Annotated in this window: 13 protein-coding genes and 2 tRNA genes; 11 read left to right on the forward strand and 4 right to left on the reverse strand. The window is 54.2% G+C overall.

What is annotated here, in order from left to right:
• Positions 1-44: 44 nt before the first annotated feature.
• From O3C79_RS10435 to nadA, 3 genes are all read left to right on the forward strand, one after another.
• Positions 45-120, forward strand: a tRNA-Lys gene (locus O3C79_RS10435).
• Positions 121-153: 33 nt separating this feature from the next.
• Positions 154-229: transfer RNA gene (locus O3C79_RS10440), tRNA-Lys, on the forward strand.
• Positions 230-384: 155 nt separating this feature from the next.
• Positions 385-1,428, forward strand: coding sequence for a quinolinate synthase NadA (nadA, locus tag O3C79_RS10445; protein WP_494383054.1), 1,044 nt, complete (start codon positions 385-387; stop codon positions 1,426-1,428).
• A gap of 76 nt (positions 1,429-1,504) precedes the next feature.
• On the opposite strand, the gene O3C79_RS10450 is transcribed toward nadA, so the two are convergent.
• On the reverse strand, positions 1,505-2,944 hold the full coding sequence (locus O3C79_RS10450; protein ID WP_494383055.1) for a M48 family metallopeptidase: 1,440 nt from the start codon (positions 2,942-2,944) through the stop codon (positions 1,505-1,507).
• A gap of 85 nt (positions 2,945-3,029) precedes the next feature.
• Between O3C79_RS10450 and O3C79_RS10455 the strand changes: the two genes are divergently transcribed.
• Positions 3,030-3,275, forward strand: coding sequence for a sulfurtransferase TusA family protein (locus O3C79_RS10455; RefSeq protein WP_010325497.1), 246 nt, complete (start codon positions 3,030-3,032; stop codon positions 3,273-3,275).
• 8 nt (positions 3,276-3,283) lie between these two features.
• Positions 3,284-4,351 carry an AI-2E family transporter gene (locus O3C79_RS10460; RefSeq protein ID WP_076462529.1) on the forward strand — a complete coding sequence of 356 codons (1,068 nt, stop codon included), beginning with the start codon at positions 3,284-3,286 and terminating at the stop codon, positions 4,349-4,351.
• A 21-nt stretch (positions 4,352-4,372) separates the two neighbouring features.
• On the opposite strand, the gene O3C79_RS10465 is transcribed toward O3C79_RS10460, so the two are convergent.
• Positions 4,373-4,840, reverse strand: coding sequence for a peroxiredoxin (locus tag O3C79_RS10465; RefSeq protein WP_010325495.1), 468 nt, complete (start codon positions 4,838-4,840; stop codon positions 4,373-4,375).
• 176 nt (positions 4,841-5,016) lie between these two features.
• On the opposite strand from O3C79_RS10465, the gene dapA reads away from it, so the two are divergent.
• Positions 5,017-5,892, forward strand: a complete 876-nt coding sequence (gene dapA / locus O3C79_RS10470) for a 4-hydroxy-tetrahydrodipicolinate synthase (protein ID WP_010325494.1) — start codon at positions 5,017-5,019, stop codon at positions 5,890-5,892.
• Between the two features lie 12 nt (positions 5,893-5,904).
• Positions 5,905-7,290 (forward strand): NlpB/DapX family lipoprotein, encoded by a 1,386-nt coding sequence (bamC, locus tag O3C79_RS10475; RefSeq protein WP_494383056.1) that lies wholly within the window; start codon positions 5,905-5,907, stop codon positions 7,288-7,290.
• A gap of 96 nt (positions 7,291-7,386) precedes the next feature.
• Here the strand turns inward: bamC and O3C79_RS10480 are convergent, their stop codons facing one another.
• Both O3C79_RS10480 and rlmD read right to left on the reverse strand, forming a co-directional pair.
• Positions 7,387-8,013 carry a pseudouridine synthase gene (locus O3C79_RS10480; protein WP_010325492.1) on the reverse strand — a complete coding sequence of 209 codons (627 nt, stop codon included), beginning with the start codon at positions 8,011-8,013 and terminating at the stop codon, positions 7,387-7,389.
• Positions 8,006-9,352: a 23S rRNA (uracil(1939)-C(5))-methyltransferase RlmD gene (gene rlmD / locus O3C79_RS10485; protein WP_494383057.1), complete on the reverse strand. Its 1,347-nt coding sequence runs from the start codon at positions 9,350-9,352 to the stop codon at positions 8,006-8,008. Before rlmD ends, O3C79_RS10480 begins: the two co-directional genes overlap by 8 nt.
• 186 nt (positions 9,353-9,538) lie before the next feature.
• Between rlmD and O3C79_RS10490 the strand changes: the two genes are divergently transcribed.
• The 4 genes from O3C79_RS10490 to O3C79_RS10505 all read left to right on the forward strand — a co-directional run bounded on the left by O3C79_RS10490 (position 9,539) and on the right by O3C79_RS10505 (position 14,224).
• Entirely contained in the window at positions 9,539-10,534 is a 996-nt protein-coding gene (locus O3C79_RS10490; RefSeq protein ID WP_494383058.1) for a glycosyl transferase family protein, read from the forward strand.
• Between the two features lie 88 nt (positions 10,535-10,622).
• Complete coding sequence (nfuA, locus tag O3C79_RS10495) at positions 10,623-11,216, forward strand: Fe-S biogenesis protein NfuA (protein ID WP_010325489.1); 594 nt, start codon at positions 10,623-10,625, stop codon at positions 11,214-11,216.
• 175 nt (positions 11,217-11,391) lie between these two features.
• Positions 11,392-13,818 carry an endopeptidase La gene (gene lon / locus O3C79_RS10500; RefSeq protein WP_494383059.1) on the forward strand — a complete coding sequence of 809 codons (2,427 nt, stop codon included), beginning with the start codon at positions 11,392-11,394 and terminating at the stop codon, positions 13,816-13,818.
• 130 nt (positions 13,819-13,948) lie between these two features.
• Positions 13,949-14,224 carry an HU family DNA-binding protein gene (locus O3C79_RS10505; RefSeq protein ID WP_010325487.1) on the forward strand — a complete coding sequence of 92 codons (276 nt, stop codon included), beginning with the start codon at positions 13,949-13,951 and terminating at the stop codon, positions 14,222-14,224.
• The last annotated feature ends 5 nt before the right edge of the window (positions 14,225-14,229 follow it).

Genomic DNA, 14,229 nt, shown 5'->3' on the forward strand with positions numbered 1-14,229 from the left:
GGGGTTGCCTTTCACGCAGTTAGGCGTAAAATGCGCAGCCCAGTGGGTCGTTAGCTCAGTTGGTAGAGCAGTTGGCTTTTAACCAATTGGTCATAGGTTCGAGTCCTATACGACCCACCACTTCCTTTCATCAGGCCGTCTGCCTGAGTCGATGGGTCGTTAGCTCAGTTGGTAGAGCAGTTGGCTTTTAACCAATTGGTCATAGGTTCGAGTCCTATACGACCCACCATTTTTTTCCAGTACTATCTTCATTTCCCTGTCACATTCTATCTGTATGCCTGTGCGCAATGTTTTCCGTGCATTGCTGCAACTATGGTATAATCTGCACCCTAGATTTATGCCCTCATTGGCAGTAACCCCCGCGGGATGACAAGAACCAATATTATGTTGAGTAAGCAGGACCTTGATGATCGCATTCTGGTGCAGGAGCATTTTGCTCAGGAGCACCTGCCGTCGCAGATGGGATCAGCAGAAATCGAACAATACAAAGAAAAGATTCGTCGACTCCTGGCAGAAAAAGATGCCTGTCTGGTTGCGCATTACTATACGGATGATCTGATCCAGCAGCTGGCCGATGAGACCGGCGGTTGTGTGTCAGACTCTCTGGAAATGGCGCGCTTTGGAGCCAAGCATCCAGCCTCGACATTGATTGTGGCTGGCGTTCGTTTCATGGGCGAGACGGCCAAGATTCTGAGCCCTGAAAAGCGCATTCTGATGCCGACCCTGGAGGCGACCTGCTCACTGGATATCGGCTGTCCTGCGGACGAGTTTTCGGCATTCTGTGATCAGTATCCCGATCATGAAGTGGTGGTGTACGCTAATACCTCGGCTGCCGTAAAAGCGCGTGCCGATTGGGTTGTTACCTCCAGTATTGCGCTTCAGGTCGTTGAGCACCTGAGTGATCAGGGTAAGAAGATCATCTGGGCGCCTGACAAGCATCTGGGCGAATATGTTCAGAAGCAGACCGGCGCAGAAATGATTCTTTGGGACGGCAGCTGTATCGTTCACGAAGAGTTCAAGGCCAAGGGTGTTCTGGACCTTAAGCAGGTTTATCCCGATGCTGCGGTACTGGTTCATCCCGAGTCACCGGATTCGGTTGTCCAGATTGCAGATGCCGTGGGCTCTACCAGCCAGCTTATCAAGGCGGCTCAGGAAATGCCCAATGAGACCTTCATCGTAGCGACTGACCGCGGTATCTTCTACAAGATGCAGCAGGCGGCGCCGGGTAAGCGTCTGCTTGAAGCCCCTACGGGTGGCTCTGGCGCGACCTGTCGCAGCTGTGCCCATTGTCCGTGGATGGCCATGAACGGTCTGGATAACATCCTTGCGGCACTGGAAAATGGTGCGGATGAGATCCACGTGGATGATGAGTTGCGTGAACAGGCGCTCAAGCCGCTTCAGCGTATGCTGGAGTTTCAGGCCAACTGATCCCTGTTCGGAAACGGCTTCACACCAGGGTGCGAAGCCGTTTTCATCACACTCTTCCTTGCTTGCACGTATCAACCTAGAACTGCTGTTTCATCTCTTCTCGAAGCGCCTTGGCTTCACGTTCACGCTGTTCCAGTCGAGCCTTGTCTGAGCCTGTCAGACCTTTTTCCCGTTTGGCATACTCAATCTGACGCAAAGCAAGATCAAACTGCGCTGTCAGCAGGAAGTATTCTATACGCGCTTCATGCACACCCAGCTTGTCGTCTATGAGGCCCAGGGTCTCGCTTAGCTGGTACAGCACCTCTGCATCCTCGGGGTAATCCCGTGCCAGACTGCGATAGGCGCTTGCTGCTTGCTGAGGCTGACCGGCTAGGTGCAAAGCGTTCGCGCGCAGCATGCGCACGGGGCGGTTGCCTGGATACAGTTGTAGCAGCTGGTCGGCGAGGGCAACGGCCTGCTGATGTTGTCCAGCTGACTGTAGCTGTTCGATACGTGTCATCTGCACGTAGGGGTGGCGTTTCAGTGAGTCTGGCAGGGACTGCCAGGTTGATTCAGCGAGTTGATGCTGCCCATCAGCAATGGCAGACAAGAGCAATCCATACTGATTGGCCAGTGACGGGTTTTTCTTGTGGGTAGCCTGGTACTGCTCAAGAATCTTGCGAGAGCTTTCATTGAAATGCACGGTCATGCGTGCTTTGACCAGCTGGAATTCAAGCGATGATTCCGTGTTGCGTGGTTTGGGCAGCTGATGCGCGCGGTTCATGGAGTCGGCGATACGAGACTCGGTTACCGGGTGAGTCAATAAAAACTCGGGTGGTTTCTGGCCATAGAAGCGATAGCTGCGCTGTAAGCGCGCAAACATGCTGGGCATGGCTTCGGGGTCGAAACCGGAAGCAGCCAGTGTTTGCATGCCGGCTCGATCGGCTTCCTGCTCGTTTCGACGGCTAAAGGCAAGTTGCTGATAGGCTGAAGCACCCATGGTAGATGAAATGACCGCCATGCCACCTTCTGAATCCGCGGCTGCCAGCAAAATACCGGCCAGCATGCCCGCCAGCATCATGGGGCGATTTTTGCGTTCCTCTTCAAGGCGCTGGGCGTAATGACGCTGGCTTAAATGCGCCAGTTCGTGTGCCAGCACGGAAGCAAGCTCGCCTTCTGATTCAGTGGTCAGAATGAGACCACCGTTAACGCCAATCACGCCACCGGGAACAGCAAAGGCGTTTATGCCGCGATTATCCAGCAGAAACATGGAGACGCGGCGATCCTGTACCTGACTGTTCGGCAACAGGCGCCAGATCAGGTCTTCCAGATACTGATAGCTTATCGGGTCCTGTAGCATTGGGGCCTGACCACGTAGTACACGTGACCAGCTTCGGCCCAGTCGGTACTCCTCTTGCAGGCTAATAGTCGCAGAGGTGCTGTCATTCAGCTGCGGCAGGTTATAGTCGTTAGCCTGGGCGGTTGGGGGCAGTGCCCACAGCAGCATACAGATCAGGATATGACGAAGTTGCAACATGGGGCCTTCACTTGTTCGGTTAACCTGTTGAAAGGATATGGTATAAAGTGCGATGCGTTCATGGCTAGTGTATAGGAGATAATGGATGACCGAACCTACGTTCGACCAGGAGCTGGATACCAGCGGGCTGAGTTGCCCCATGCCGCTGTTGAAAGCCAAGGTGGCCCTGCATCAACTCCTGCCGGGTCAGGTGCTCAAAGTGATCGCTACCGATGCCGGCTCTCTGCGAGATATTCCTGCCTATACTGGCCTGTCTGACCATGAACTGATTGATACGTTCAGCGAAGAAGGGCGTTACATTTTCTGGATTCGTCGTGGCCATTCGGCCTGAGGTCTTAGATGCGCAAGATTTTAAGTAAATGGATTGATCAATATTTCTCGGACGAGGAAGCCCTGTTTCTGTTTCTGCTGCTCGGTGGTGCCTTGCTGGCTATCTGGGTGCTGGGGCAGCCGCTGGCGCCTGTGATTGCCGGGGTTATTCTGGCTTTCCTCATGCAGGGAATGGTGGACTGGCTGTGTGAAAAGGGGATGCCTCACCTGGCGGCGGTGGCGCTGGTTTTTGTGCTCTTCCTCGGGTTTGTATCGGGCTTCCTGATTTTCGTAATGCCGATTGTGTGGCAGCAGCTGGTAAACCTCTTCAATGAGGCGCCCCGCATGGTGGCCGAGATGCAGGCGTTACTGCTGGTTCTGCCGGAGCGCTATCCGGATTTGATTTCAGAGACGCAGGTGCGGGAGCTGATTGCAGCGGCAGCAACTGAACTTAGCCGTTTGGGGCAGTGGGTGCTGACCTTCTCGTTGAATTCGATCACTGGAATCATGACCATCCTGATCTATCTGGTACTGGTTCCGATCCTGGTGTTTTTCTTCCTCAAGGACGGGCGTCGCTTGATGAGCGGTTGGGTCGCCTTCCTGCCACCGAAACGTGAAATGATGACTCGTGTCTGGCATGAGATGGATGACCAGATCGCCAACTATGTACGTGGCAAGGCGATCGAAATCATGATTGTCGGGGTGGTCAGTTACGTGACCTTCGCATTTTTCGGCATCAACTATGCCGCGTTGTTGGGCATTCTGGTCGGGCTGTCAGTGGTTATTCCCTATATCGGCGCGGCCGTTGTGACCTTGCCGGTAATGCTGATTGCCCTGTTTCAGTGGGGCTGGAGTAACGAATTCATGTACCTGATGATTGCCTACGGTGTGATTCAGGCGCTGGATGGGAACGTGTTGGTGCCTTTGCTGTTCTCTGAGGCTGTAAACCTGCATCCGGTCTCGATCATTGTCGCGGTGCTGGTATTTGGCAGTTTCTGGGGGTTCTGGGGGGTGTTCTTTGCCATTCCGCTGGCTACCCTGGTCAAAGCCATCGTCAGTGCCTGGCCCAAGGCGGTAGAAGAAGCGGCAGCCGAATAGAGCATCGGCTGCCGGAGGTTTTTACAGGGCCTTAACGGCTTCCAGTACCTCGTCAACGTGCCCTTTGACCTTTACCTTGCGCCATTCCTTGCGCAGTACGCCTTCCTTGTCGATCAGGAAGGTGCTGCGCTCAATGCCCAGGTGTTCGCGGCCATACATTTTCTTCAGCTTGATCACATCAAACAGCTTGCACAGCTCTTCTTCCTTGTCGCTGATGAGCTCAAACGGGAATTCCTGCTTGGCTTTGAAATTCTCGTGGCTGCGCATGCCGTCACGGGATACACCGAAAATCTCGGTATCCAGAGCCTGGAATTCCTGGTAAAGGTCACGGAAATCCTGGCCCTCGGTGGTGCAGCCCGGGGTGCTGTCCTTGGGGTAAAAATAGATCACGATGTTTTTGCCTTTAAGGGCGCTCAGGCTGACTTCAGTCTCGCTTGTGGCCTGGGCAGTAAAATCCGGAAAAGGCTTGTCGATTTCGGGTGTGCTCATGGGAACTATCCTTGGCTGATAAAAAGTCGCTTACACTACTACGCGAGGCAGCACGATTTCGTTTAGAATGCGTTGTTTACGATAGCAAAAAAGGCGCTGCTGGTTGAGGCTTCTGATTCTCACCGGTAGCATGGAAACCTTAGCTCACTGAGTTCCCGGACAAGATGGAGAAGAAAATGATTCGCGGCAGTATGGTAGCGCTCGTGACCCCGATGACAGCCAACGGAGAAATCGATTGGGCTGCTCTGAACAAGATAGTGGATCTGCATCTTGATAAGGGAACCGACTCCATCGTTGCCGTTGGTACCACAGGTGAGTCTCCGACACTGGGCTACGATGAGCATCTGGACGTAGTAAAGGCCGTCGTTGAGCGCGTCAATGGACGTATCCCTGTTATCGCCGGTACCGGCGCCAACTCCACAGCAGAAGCGATCGAAATGACCGAGCGCGCTGCCAAGGTCGGTGCTGATGCCTGCCTGTTGGTTGTTCCCTACTACAACAAACCGACCCAGGAAGGTCTGTATCAGCACTTCAAGGCGGTTGCAGAAGCGGTTTCCATTCCGCAGATTCTGTACAACGTACCGGGCCGTACCTCTTGTGACATGTTGCCCGAGACAGTTTACCGTCTGGCCGAAATCGACAATATCGTTGGTATCAAGGAAGCCACCGGTAACCTGGACCGCGCACGTGAACTGATCGAAAACGTGCCGTCCGATTTCGCGGTGTACTCCGGTGATGATGCAACGGCCATCGAACTGATCCTGATGGGCGGTAAGGGCAACATCTCGGTTACAGCCAACGTGGCGCCTGCTGAAATGGCCGAACTTTGCCGTCTGGGTCTGGAAAAAGACTTTGAAGGTGCGCGTGCACTGCAGGCCAAGTTGATGCCGCTGCATACCAACCTGTTTATTGAAGCCAATCCGATTCCGGTTAAATGGGCGATGGCAGAGATGGGTCTGATTGAGCAGGGTATTCGCCTGCCGTTGACTGTTCTGTCCGAGCAGTACCAGGAACTGGTTCGTGCATCTCTGCGCGAGTGTGGCGTCATCTAACAGGGCAGTTTTATGCAAATACTACGGACGCGCTACCTGCCGCTGGTGCTGGCGGTTTCCTTCGCTACAGGCTGCAGTAACAACCCGATCTACGGTGACGAAGGTCTGGTGAGGGATCGAAGCCAGGATTACGAGCTGGCAACCAAGGCTGATCGACTCGATTTGCCGCCGCACCTGCGTGCCAAATCCATGCAGGATCAGCTGGTGGTCCCGGATGCCGGTGTTACAGCTGTCGGTCGCGGCGGTGATTTCAAGGTGCCGCGTCCGGAGTTCTTCTACGCTGAATCCGGTACGGAGAACGTCAACCTGCGCCGTATGGATGGCGAGAAGGTGATCCTGGTTGATGAGCCCATTGCCGATGTCTGGCGCAAGTTGCATGATTTCTGGACTTTCAATGATATCCAGATTGCCTATGCCGACCCGCGCCAGGGCGTGATGGAAACGGACTGGATTACCCTGGATGGTCATGATTACAGTGCCATCGACCTTTGGGTGAAGCGTCTGACGCTGCAGGATATCGATTCAGATACCCGTAACAAGCTGCGCATGACTGTACGTCCTGATCCCGATGATTATGGCCGTACTTCCATTCGCCTCTCTCACGTCCAGTTCCCGCTGGAGCAGGACGTTGCCGAGATTAACTGGCAAGAACAGGCAACGGACGTCGAGTACAAGTCCGACATGATGTTTGAAATGTTGCGCTACCTCAGCAAGGCCAGTGCCGAACCGACGGCACAAACCCTGCTTTCCATGCAGCAGAAAGACGGTGTCGTGCGCCCGTTGCTGGGGCGTGATGCCCAGGGTAATCCGGTGTTGAAAGTCGGTGCCGGTGCCGATCAGGCATGGGAGCTGGTTAACGAAGCGCTGGACAAGGCAGAGCTGGATGTAGGTACGCGTGATCAGTCACTGGGTGTGTTCTACCTGACCTACACCACCACGACACCGGTTGAAGAGGTCAATAAAATGGGCTTCTTCGAGTGGTTGCACTCGGACCGCGACGAAATCACTCTGAATACTGACTTCATCGACTCTGCGCTTGGGTTCGAAGAGGGTAGTGACGTGATTCGTTATAGCTCCAATTCCAATGAGCCGGCTGCTGAAGCCGGCGGTGATGTCGAATCTGAGCTGTCTGATCCGAACAATGCCGCCAATCAGGACGGCTATAAAATCTGGTTCGGTGGTCGTGTGCTTTATGTCTTCGGCAGTGGTGATGATTCGGGCCGATACAACGCAGAAACTGACAGCTTTGAGCATGTCGGGCGTTATCAGCTACACCTGAACCGCAGTCGTACCGGTGTTTTCCTGAGTGTGCATACTGAACAGGGACTGGAAGCACCTGCAGTTGTCGCAGAGGAGATTCTCTGGGCGGTAAAAGACCAGATGCCGGAACAGATCTAGTTCGATATCATCCAGTTCACTAGAAACGGGAGCCAAGGCTCCCGTTTTTTATGCGTGTAATCCTGAAGTAATGGGGTCAGAGGTTCATTCGGGATTTCAGAATGGGCAGGGGCTTTCCAGCTCCAGACGCTCTCCGGTTTCCGGGTGATCAAACGCCAGCATTTCGGCGTGTAGATGCAGTCTGGAGTACTGCTCTGCCTGTTCTGGTAGCGCATAAAAACGATCACCCAGAATAGGGTGGCCAATGGCCATCATATGTACCCGTAACTGGTGTGAGCGTCCGGTAATGGGATACAGGGTAACCCGACTTGTATTCAGTACCGGGTCACGTAAGGTGCACACCCATTCGGTGGTGGCCTGCTTGCCCTTGTCATGATCAACCATCTGCAGGGGGCGGCGTTCCCAGTCACAGCGCAGTGGCAACTCGACACACCCCTGATCCTGTTCCATAAGGCCTTCTACAACAGCGCTATAGCGCTTGTCGGTACCGCGCTCCTGAAACTGCATGCTGAGGTGGCGATGGCTGTCTGCACTCAGGGCAAGGACCAGTATGCCTGATGTGGCCTGATCCAGCCGGTGCACAATACGAGCTGTCGGAAAGTGCTGCTGCACACGCCGCCACAGACAGTCCTGTTTGTCTTCGCCACGCCCGGGTACAGAGAGCAAACCGGCAGGCTTGCTCACAACAACAACCTGGTCGTCGTGGTAGAGAAACTCAGGCATCCGGATGCACCAGCAGTAGCATGGACTCCACATGGGCGGTCTGCGGGAACATATCCATGATGCCAAACCGTTTGATGCGGTAGCCCTGTTCCAGTAGTGGGGCCAGATCGGCCACCAGTGCTGAAGGGTTACAGGAAATATACAGAATGCGTTTGGCACCATAGCTGGCCAGCTGATTGACGGTTTCACGGGCGCCAGTACGCGGTGGATCAAGCAGAATCAGGTCAAAACCTTCACGGAACCAGGGTGCGTGGCGGAACGTCTGGGTTAGATCGGCCCGGTAAAAGCTCACATTGTTCAGGCCAGCCTGTTCGGCGTTACTGCGCGCACGCTCGACCATGGTGTCGGACCCTTCGACGCCTACCACCTGCGCAGCTTTTTGCGCCAGCGGCAGAGTGAAGTTGCCAAGGCCTGAAAACAGGTCCAGCACGCGCTCCTCGGCAGAAGGTGCAAGCCACTCGAGCGCCTGATTGACCATCGCCTGGTTGATGGCCGCGTTTACCTGAATAAAATCCGTGCTGGCAAAAGCCAAAGACAGGTCCTGTCCTGGCAGGCTATACATCGCTTGGGCATCAGTCGACGCGGAGTTATCCAGGGCAATTTCCAACGCCAGGCCAAGTTCGTCTGCGACCTGTTGCAGTCGTACATGAAGGTTTTCTGGCAGGCCTCGTGTACAGCGCAGACGCAGGTAGCCGCCCTGATCGCCCCGGCTGATATCTGCATGTGTGATGCGGCGTACATCGCCCTGGTCATGCAGAGCCTCGCGCAGTAAGGCGAATACGGGTTGTAGCTGCTTATCCATGACCGGGCAGCTGTCGATATCCAGCAACTTGTTACTGCCGCGGCGGCGAAAACCGACAATGACTTCACCGTCACGTTGACGCTGATTAACTCCGATACGTGCAGAGCGGCGGTAACCGGATGCGTCGGCAACAAGTGGCGGCAGAATCTCTTCAGGTTCCACATTGGCGTAACGCTGCAGTTGGTCCAGTACCTGGCGGGATTTGTGCTGGCGCTGCGCCTCAATGTGCAGGTGTTGCAGGTCGCAGCCGCCACAGTCTCCGTAATGTGCACACAGTGGCTCGACACGGTCCGGACTGTCAGTGTGGCGCTGGATTACCTTGGCCGTATTGTAGCGTTTATGCGTTTCCTCAATACGGATCTCAACCTCTTCTCCGGGAAGTGCATCAGCAATAAACGTGGTTTTACCGTCAATCAGGCCAACACCACGGCCTTCATGGCTAAGGCGCTCCACTTTCAATGTGTGTGTGCTGTCGATGTTGGTTGAGGGCGTGCGGCGCTTGGAGGGGCCGCCATATTTGATACGTGAACGTCGCATAAATGCTGAATGCCTTGCTGATACGGGTTAATCGAGCGCTGAAATTGAATGCAGATGCCAATTGTACTGGATTTGATAGCGGTATGGGCGGTATCAGCCGCTAATGGAGTCCGTTCGGCATTGGTCTGCAACTCGTGTCATAATTTGATCCTTCATTTCCATTCCAGTCGAGTCAGAGAGGCATCAATGTCGCAGGAGCATCCATTCGCACCCTATGTCCGAATTCTGGGGAAGGGTAAAAAGGGTAGTCGTTCCCTGACAACCGAAGAAGCCCGTGATGCAATGGGCATGATCCTGGATGACAAGGTAGAGCCTGAGCAGCTTGGCGCTTTTCTGATGCTTATCCGAATCAAGGAGGAGGCGCCGGAAGAGTTGCAGGGTTTTGCGCAGGCTGTGCGAGCGCGCATGCAGCCTCCGGCTGAGCTCACGGCTGACCTGGACTGGTCGTCGTATGCCGGCAAGAAGCGTCGCCTGCCCTGGTTTTTATTGGCTGCGCTGGCTTTGGCTGACGCTGGTATCAGGGTATTCATGCATGGGGCGCGCGGTCATACCCCAGGCAGGATCTATACCGAAGATGTGCTGGCTCAGTTCGGAATAAGTGCCTGCGCGGACTGGGCAGCAGTTGGAGAGCAGCTGTCACAGAAAAACTTTGCCTTCATGTCCATTGATGCCATGGCCCCGCGCCTTGGACAAATTATCCAGTTGCGGCCTGTTTTGGGCCTCCGCTCACCCGTACATACCCTGTGTCGTCTGTTAAACCCCTTGCAGGCAGAGTGCTGCATTGATGGCGTTTTCCATCCTCCTTATGCGCCTATGCATCAGAAAACGGCGCAACTGTTGGGAACGGCATTTAGTCTGACCATCCGTGGCGATGGTGGCGAAGCTGAAATGAAGCCTGACTCTGACAGCGAGCTGCATTGGGTAATGAAAGAGCAGCTGACCGAAGAGTTCTGGCCTCGTTTGTACGCACAACGACTGGTGCGCGAGGATGAGCTGGATACTGAAGACTTGTTGCGTTTCTGGCGCGGTGAACTGGCGCATGAATACGGTGAGGGCGCTGTCATCAGCACGCTTGCCGGAGCGCTGAGATTAGTGTCCAAAGGGCAGCAAAAGTCAGCAGCTGAGTGGGTGAAGGATGCGCGCCAGTGCTGGCAAAAGCGCGATCTGACGCGGTTTGGCTAATATCCGATCAATTTACTCAAGATTAAATTGGGTGTATGCTGACACCAAGTGCAACCTAGAGCCAAATGAAGATTCACAAAGGTAGTTTATGACCATTACAGTGACCAAGCCTGCCGAAGGGTATCTGGCAGAGCTGCTTGAAAAACAGAATGTTGAAGGTATTGCGGTACGCCTGTTCGTCACTCAGCCCGGTACTGCCTACGCCGAAACCTGCCTTGCCTACTGCCGTCCTGACGAGGTTAATTCGGAAGACGAAATCATGGACCTGGAACTGCTGCGCTTCTATATTGAGCGTAACAGCCTGCCATATCTGGAAGAGGCGCTGGTCGACTTTTCCGAAGATCGTATGGGTGGCCAGCTGACAATCAAGGCTCCGAATGCCAAGGTGCCGAAGGTCTCAGCCGATAGTCCCATGGATGAGCAGATCAATTATGTGCTTTATTCAGACGTTAACCCGGGCCTGGCATCTCACGGCGGTGAGGTTAAGCTGGAACAGTTGATTGAAGAAGAAGACGGTGCAATTGCTGTATTGCGTTTTGGTGGCGGTTGTCAGGGCTGTAGCGCAGTGGATATGACGCTCAAGGATGGTGTTGAAAAAACGCTGATCGAGCGCGTACCGGGCCTGAAAGGCGTGGTAGATGCTACCGACCACAGCGTTCGTGAAAACGCCTACTTCAAGTAATCCTCTCGCTTCATCCGCGGGGGAATTGAGTCAGGTTCCCCCGTCCTTCCGCACCGGTCTGCCATTTTATTAGTCGTAAGTGGTTGTATTTAGATTAAAGATCCCCATTGAATGACTAAGCGAACATTACCAAGTAGCGTCAGCGTACCTGGCGCCCTGCAAAGAGGCACTCATCATGGATCATATTGAAGCAAACGATGACGCTGTGACCGTCGAGCTTCCCGTATTGCCCCTGAGGGATGTGGTTGTATATCCCAATATGGTGATCCCGCTGTTCGTGGGTCGTGAGAAGTCGATCCATGCGCTTGAACTGGCAATGTCAGGGGATAAGCAAATTCTGCTGGTTGCCCAGAAGAGTGCATCTGAAGATGAGCCCAGAGCGGGTGATCTGTTCGATATTGGCTGTGTTGCCAATGTATTGCAGATGCTGAAGCTGCCGGATGGCACCGTGAAGGTGCTGGTAGAAGGTGAATACCGTGCCGGTGTAGAGCAGCTGGTTGAAGAAGCCGAGTGTTTCAGTGCCCAGGTTAAGGTGCTGCCCGTTGATACTGTCAGCAGCGCTGAAGCCGAAGTCTACAAAAAAACGGCGCTTGACCAGTTTGAGCGTTTTGCTCAGGTCAACAAGAAGATCCCGAGCGAAGTCCATAGCTCTCTGCAAGGCATTGACGATATCGGCCGCCTGGCAGATACCATTGCTGCTCACATGGCGCTGAAGCTGGAAGAAAAGCAGTCCATTCTGGAAATGCTCGGCGCGCGCAAGCGTCTTGAGCACCTGATGTCGCTGATGGAAGCGGAGATCGACCTGGTTGAGGTTGAGAAACGTATCCGTGGACGCGTCAAGAAACAGATGGAAAAGAGCCAGCGCGAGTACTATCTGAATGAGCAAATGAAAGCGATTCAGAAAGAGCTGGGCGATATGGACGAGTCTGGCGCCTCCGATATGGAAGAGCTGAAAAACCGTATCGAAGCCGCTGGCATGCCTCAGGAAGCGCTGGACAAGACATTGAGCGAGTACAACAAGCTCAAGATGATGTCTCCCATGAGTGCAGAAGCCACGGTTGTCCGCGGCTATATCGACTGGATGCTGCAGATTCCCTGGACCAAACGTTCACGCGTGCGTCTGGATATGCGCCATGCCGAGAAAATCCTGAACGAAGACCACTATGGTCTGGAAGAGGTCAAGGACCGCATTCTGGAATACCTGGCGGTACAGAAGCGAGTCAAGAAAATCAAAGGCCCGATTCTGTGCCTGGTTGGTCCTCCGGGTGTAGGTAAGACCTCACTGGGCCGCTCCATTGCGCGTTCCACCAACCGCAAGTACGTTCGTATGGCATTGGGTGGTGTGCGAGATGAGGCCGAGATCCGTGGCCACCGTCGTACCTACATCGGCTCCATGCCCGGTAAGCTGATCCAGAAAATGGCGCGTATCGGTGTTAAGAACCCGCTGTTCCTGCTGGATGAGATCGACAAAATGGGTATGGATCATCGCGGTGATCCCTCATCAGCTCTTCTGGAAGTACTGGATCCGGAGCAGAACAGCAGCTTCAACGACCATTACCTGGAGGTGGATTACGATCTCTCCGATGTGATGTTCGTGTGTACCTCCAACTCCATGAATATCCCGGGTCCGCTGCTGGACCGTATGGAGATTATTCGTATTCCGGGTTACACCGAAGACGAAAAGCTCAATATCGCACGTCGTTACCTGGTGCCTAAGCAGCTGAAGAACAACGGCATCAAGGCGAAAGAGCTGGAGATCACCGATGAGGCGATTCTGGGTCTGGTGCGCTACTACACCCGTGAAGCCGGTGTTCGTGGCCTGGAGCGTGAAATAGCCAAGATTGCACGTAAGGTTGTGCGCGAGCTGGCACTGGAAAAAGAAGGCCAGAGCCTGAAAGTGACAGCCGATGAGCTGGAACATTACAACGGCGTCAAAAAGTACAAGTTCGGTATGGCGGAAGAAGAAGACCAGGTGGGTCAGGTAACTGGCTTGGCCTGGACTCAGGTCGGCGGTGATATTCTCACCATCGAATCCGCTGTTGTGCCGGGTAAGGGCCGTCAGATGAACACAGGCTCTCTGGGCGATGTCATGAAGGAATCAATTCAGGCTGCCATGACGGTGGTGCGCAACCGTGCCCGCCTGCTGGGTATTCAGCCGGATTTCCATGAGAAGCGTGATATTCATATTCACGTGCCTGAAGGGGCAACTCCGAAAGATGGCCCCAGTGCCGGTATTGGCATGTGCACCGCAGTTGTTTCGGCTCTGACCGGTATTCCTGTACGTGCAGATGTGGCCATGACGGGTGAAATTACCCTGCGTGGGCAGGTTTTGGCGATCGGTGGGCTCAAGGAAAAGCTGCTGGCAGCACACCGAGGCGGTATTCGTACGGTGGTCATTCCGGAAGAAAATACCCGCGATCTCAAGGAAATTCCCGACAATATCAAGGCAGATCTTGATATTCGTCCGGTCAAGTGGATCGACGAAGTGCTGGATATTGCACTGACGCATGCACCAAAGCCCTTGACAGATGATGAAATTGAAGCTGCTGCAAATGAGAAAAACGGCAGCCGAAATGAACCCAGTCAATTAAGTACGCATTAACGCAAAGCCCCAGCATAAAAGGGCTGCAGCCAGTTGACACCTGTTTCGGGCAGTTGGTATAAAGTTGCAGACTATGCGCTGGGCAAAGACAACGGATAGAACACGACAACGATTCTAAAAGGGGAACAATGTGAATAAATCTGAACTGATCGACGCGATTGCTGCATCTGCTGATATCCCGAAGGCAGCCGCCGGTCGTGCACTGGATGCAACACTGGAATCTGTCACTGAAGCGCTGCAGCGTGGTGAATCCGTCGCTCTGGTTGGTTTCGGCACCTTCGCGACCAAAGAGCGTGCTGCTCGTACCGGTCGTAACCCGCAGACTGGCAAGCCGATCGATATCGCCGCTGCAACTCTGCCGACTTTCAAGCCGGGTAAGGCTCTGAAAGACGCAGTAAACAAGTAATCGGA

The organism is Marinobacterium sp. NO-S09 (assembly GCF_059179545.1).

Excerpts from the sequence above, each read along its gene's own strand:
- O3C79_RS10460 (WP_076462529.1), top strand. The coding sequence starts at position 3,284 with ATGCGCAAGATTTTAAGTAAATGGATTGATCAATATTTCTCGGACGAG.
- O3C79_RS10480 (WP_010325492.1), bottom strand. The coding sequence starts at position 8,013 with ATGCCTGAGTTTCTCTACCACGACGACCAGGTTGTTGTTGTGAGCAAG.
- O3C79_RS10450 (WP_494383055.1), bottom strand. The coding sequence starts at position 2,944 with ATGTTGCAACTTCGTCATATCCTGATCTGTATGCTGCTGTGGGCACTG.
- rlmD (WP_494383057.1), bottom strand. The coding sequence starts at position 9,352 with ATGCGACGTTCACGTATCAAATATGGCGGCCCCTCCAAGCGCCGCACG.
- bamC (WP_494383056.1), top strand. The coding sequence starts at position 5,905 with ATGCAAATACTACGGACGCGCTACCTGCCGCTGGTGCTGGCGGTTTCC.
- O3C79_RS10490 (WP_494383058.1), top strand. The coding sequence starts at position 9,539 with ATGTCGCAGGAGCATCCATTCGCACCCTATGTCCGAATTCTGGGGAAG.
- nfuA (WP_010325489.1), top strand. The coding sequence starts at position 10,623 with ATGACCATTACAGTGACCAAGCCTGCCGAAGGGTATCTGGCAGAGCTG.
- O3C79_RS10465 (WP_010325495.1), bottom strand. The coding sequence starts at position 4,840 with ATGAGCACACCCGAAATCGACAAGCCTTTTCCGGATTTTACTGCCCAG.
- dapA (WP_010325494.1), top strand. The coding sequence starts at position 5,017 with ATGATTCGCGGCAGTATGGTAGCGCTCGTGACCCCGATGACAGCCAAC.
- nadA (WP_494383054.1), top strand. The coding sequence starts at position 385 with ATGTTGAGTAAGCAGGACCTTGATGATCGCATTCTGGTGCAGGAGCAT.
- O3C79_RS10455 (WP_010325497.1), top strand. The coding sequence starts at position 3,030 with ATGACCGAACCTACGTTCGACCAGGAGCTGGATACCAGCGGGCTGAGT.
- lon (WP_494383059.1), top strand. The coding sequence starts at position 11,392 with ATGGATCATATTGAAGCAAACGATGACGCTGTGACCGTCGAGCTTCCC.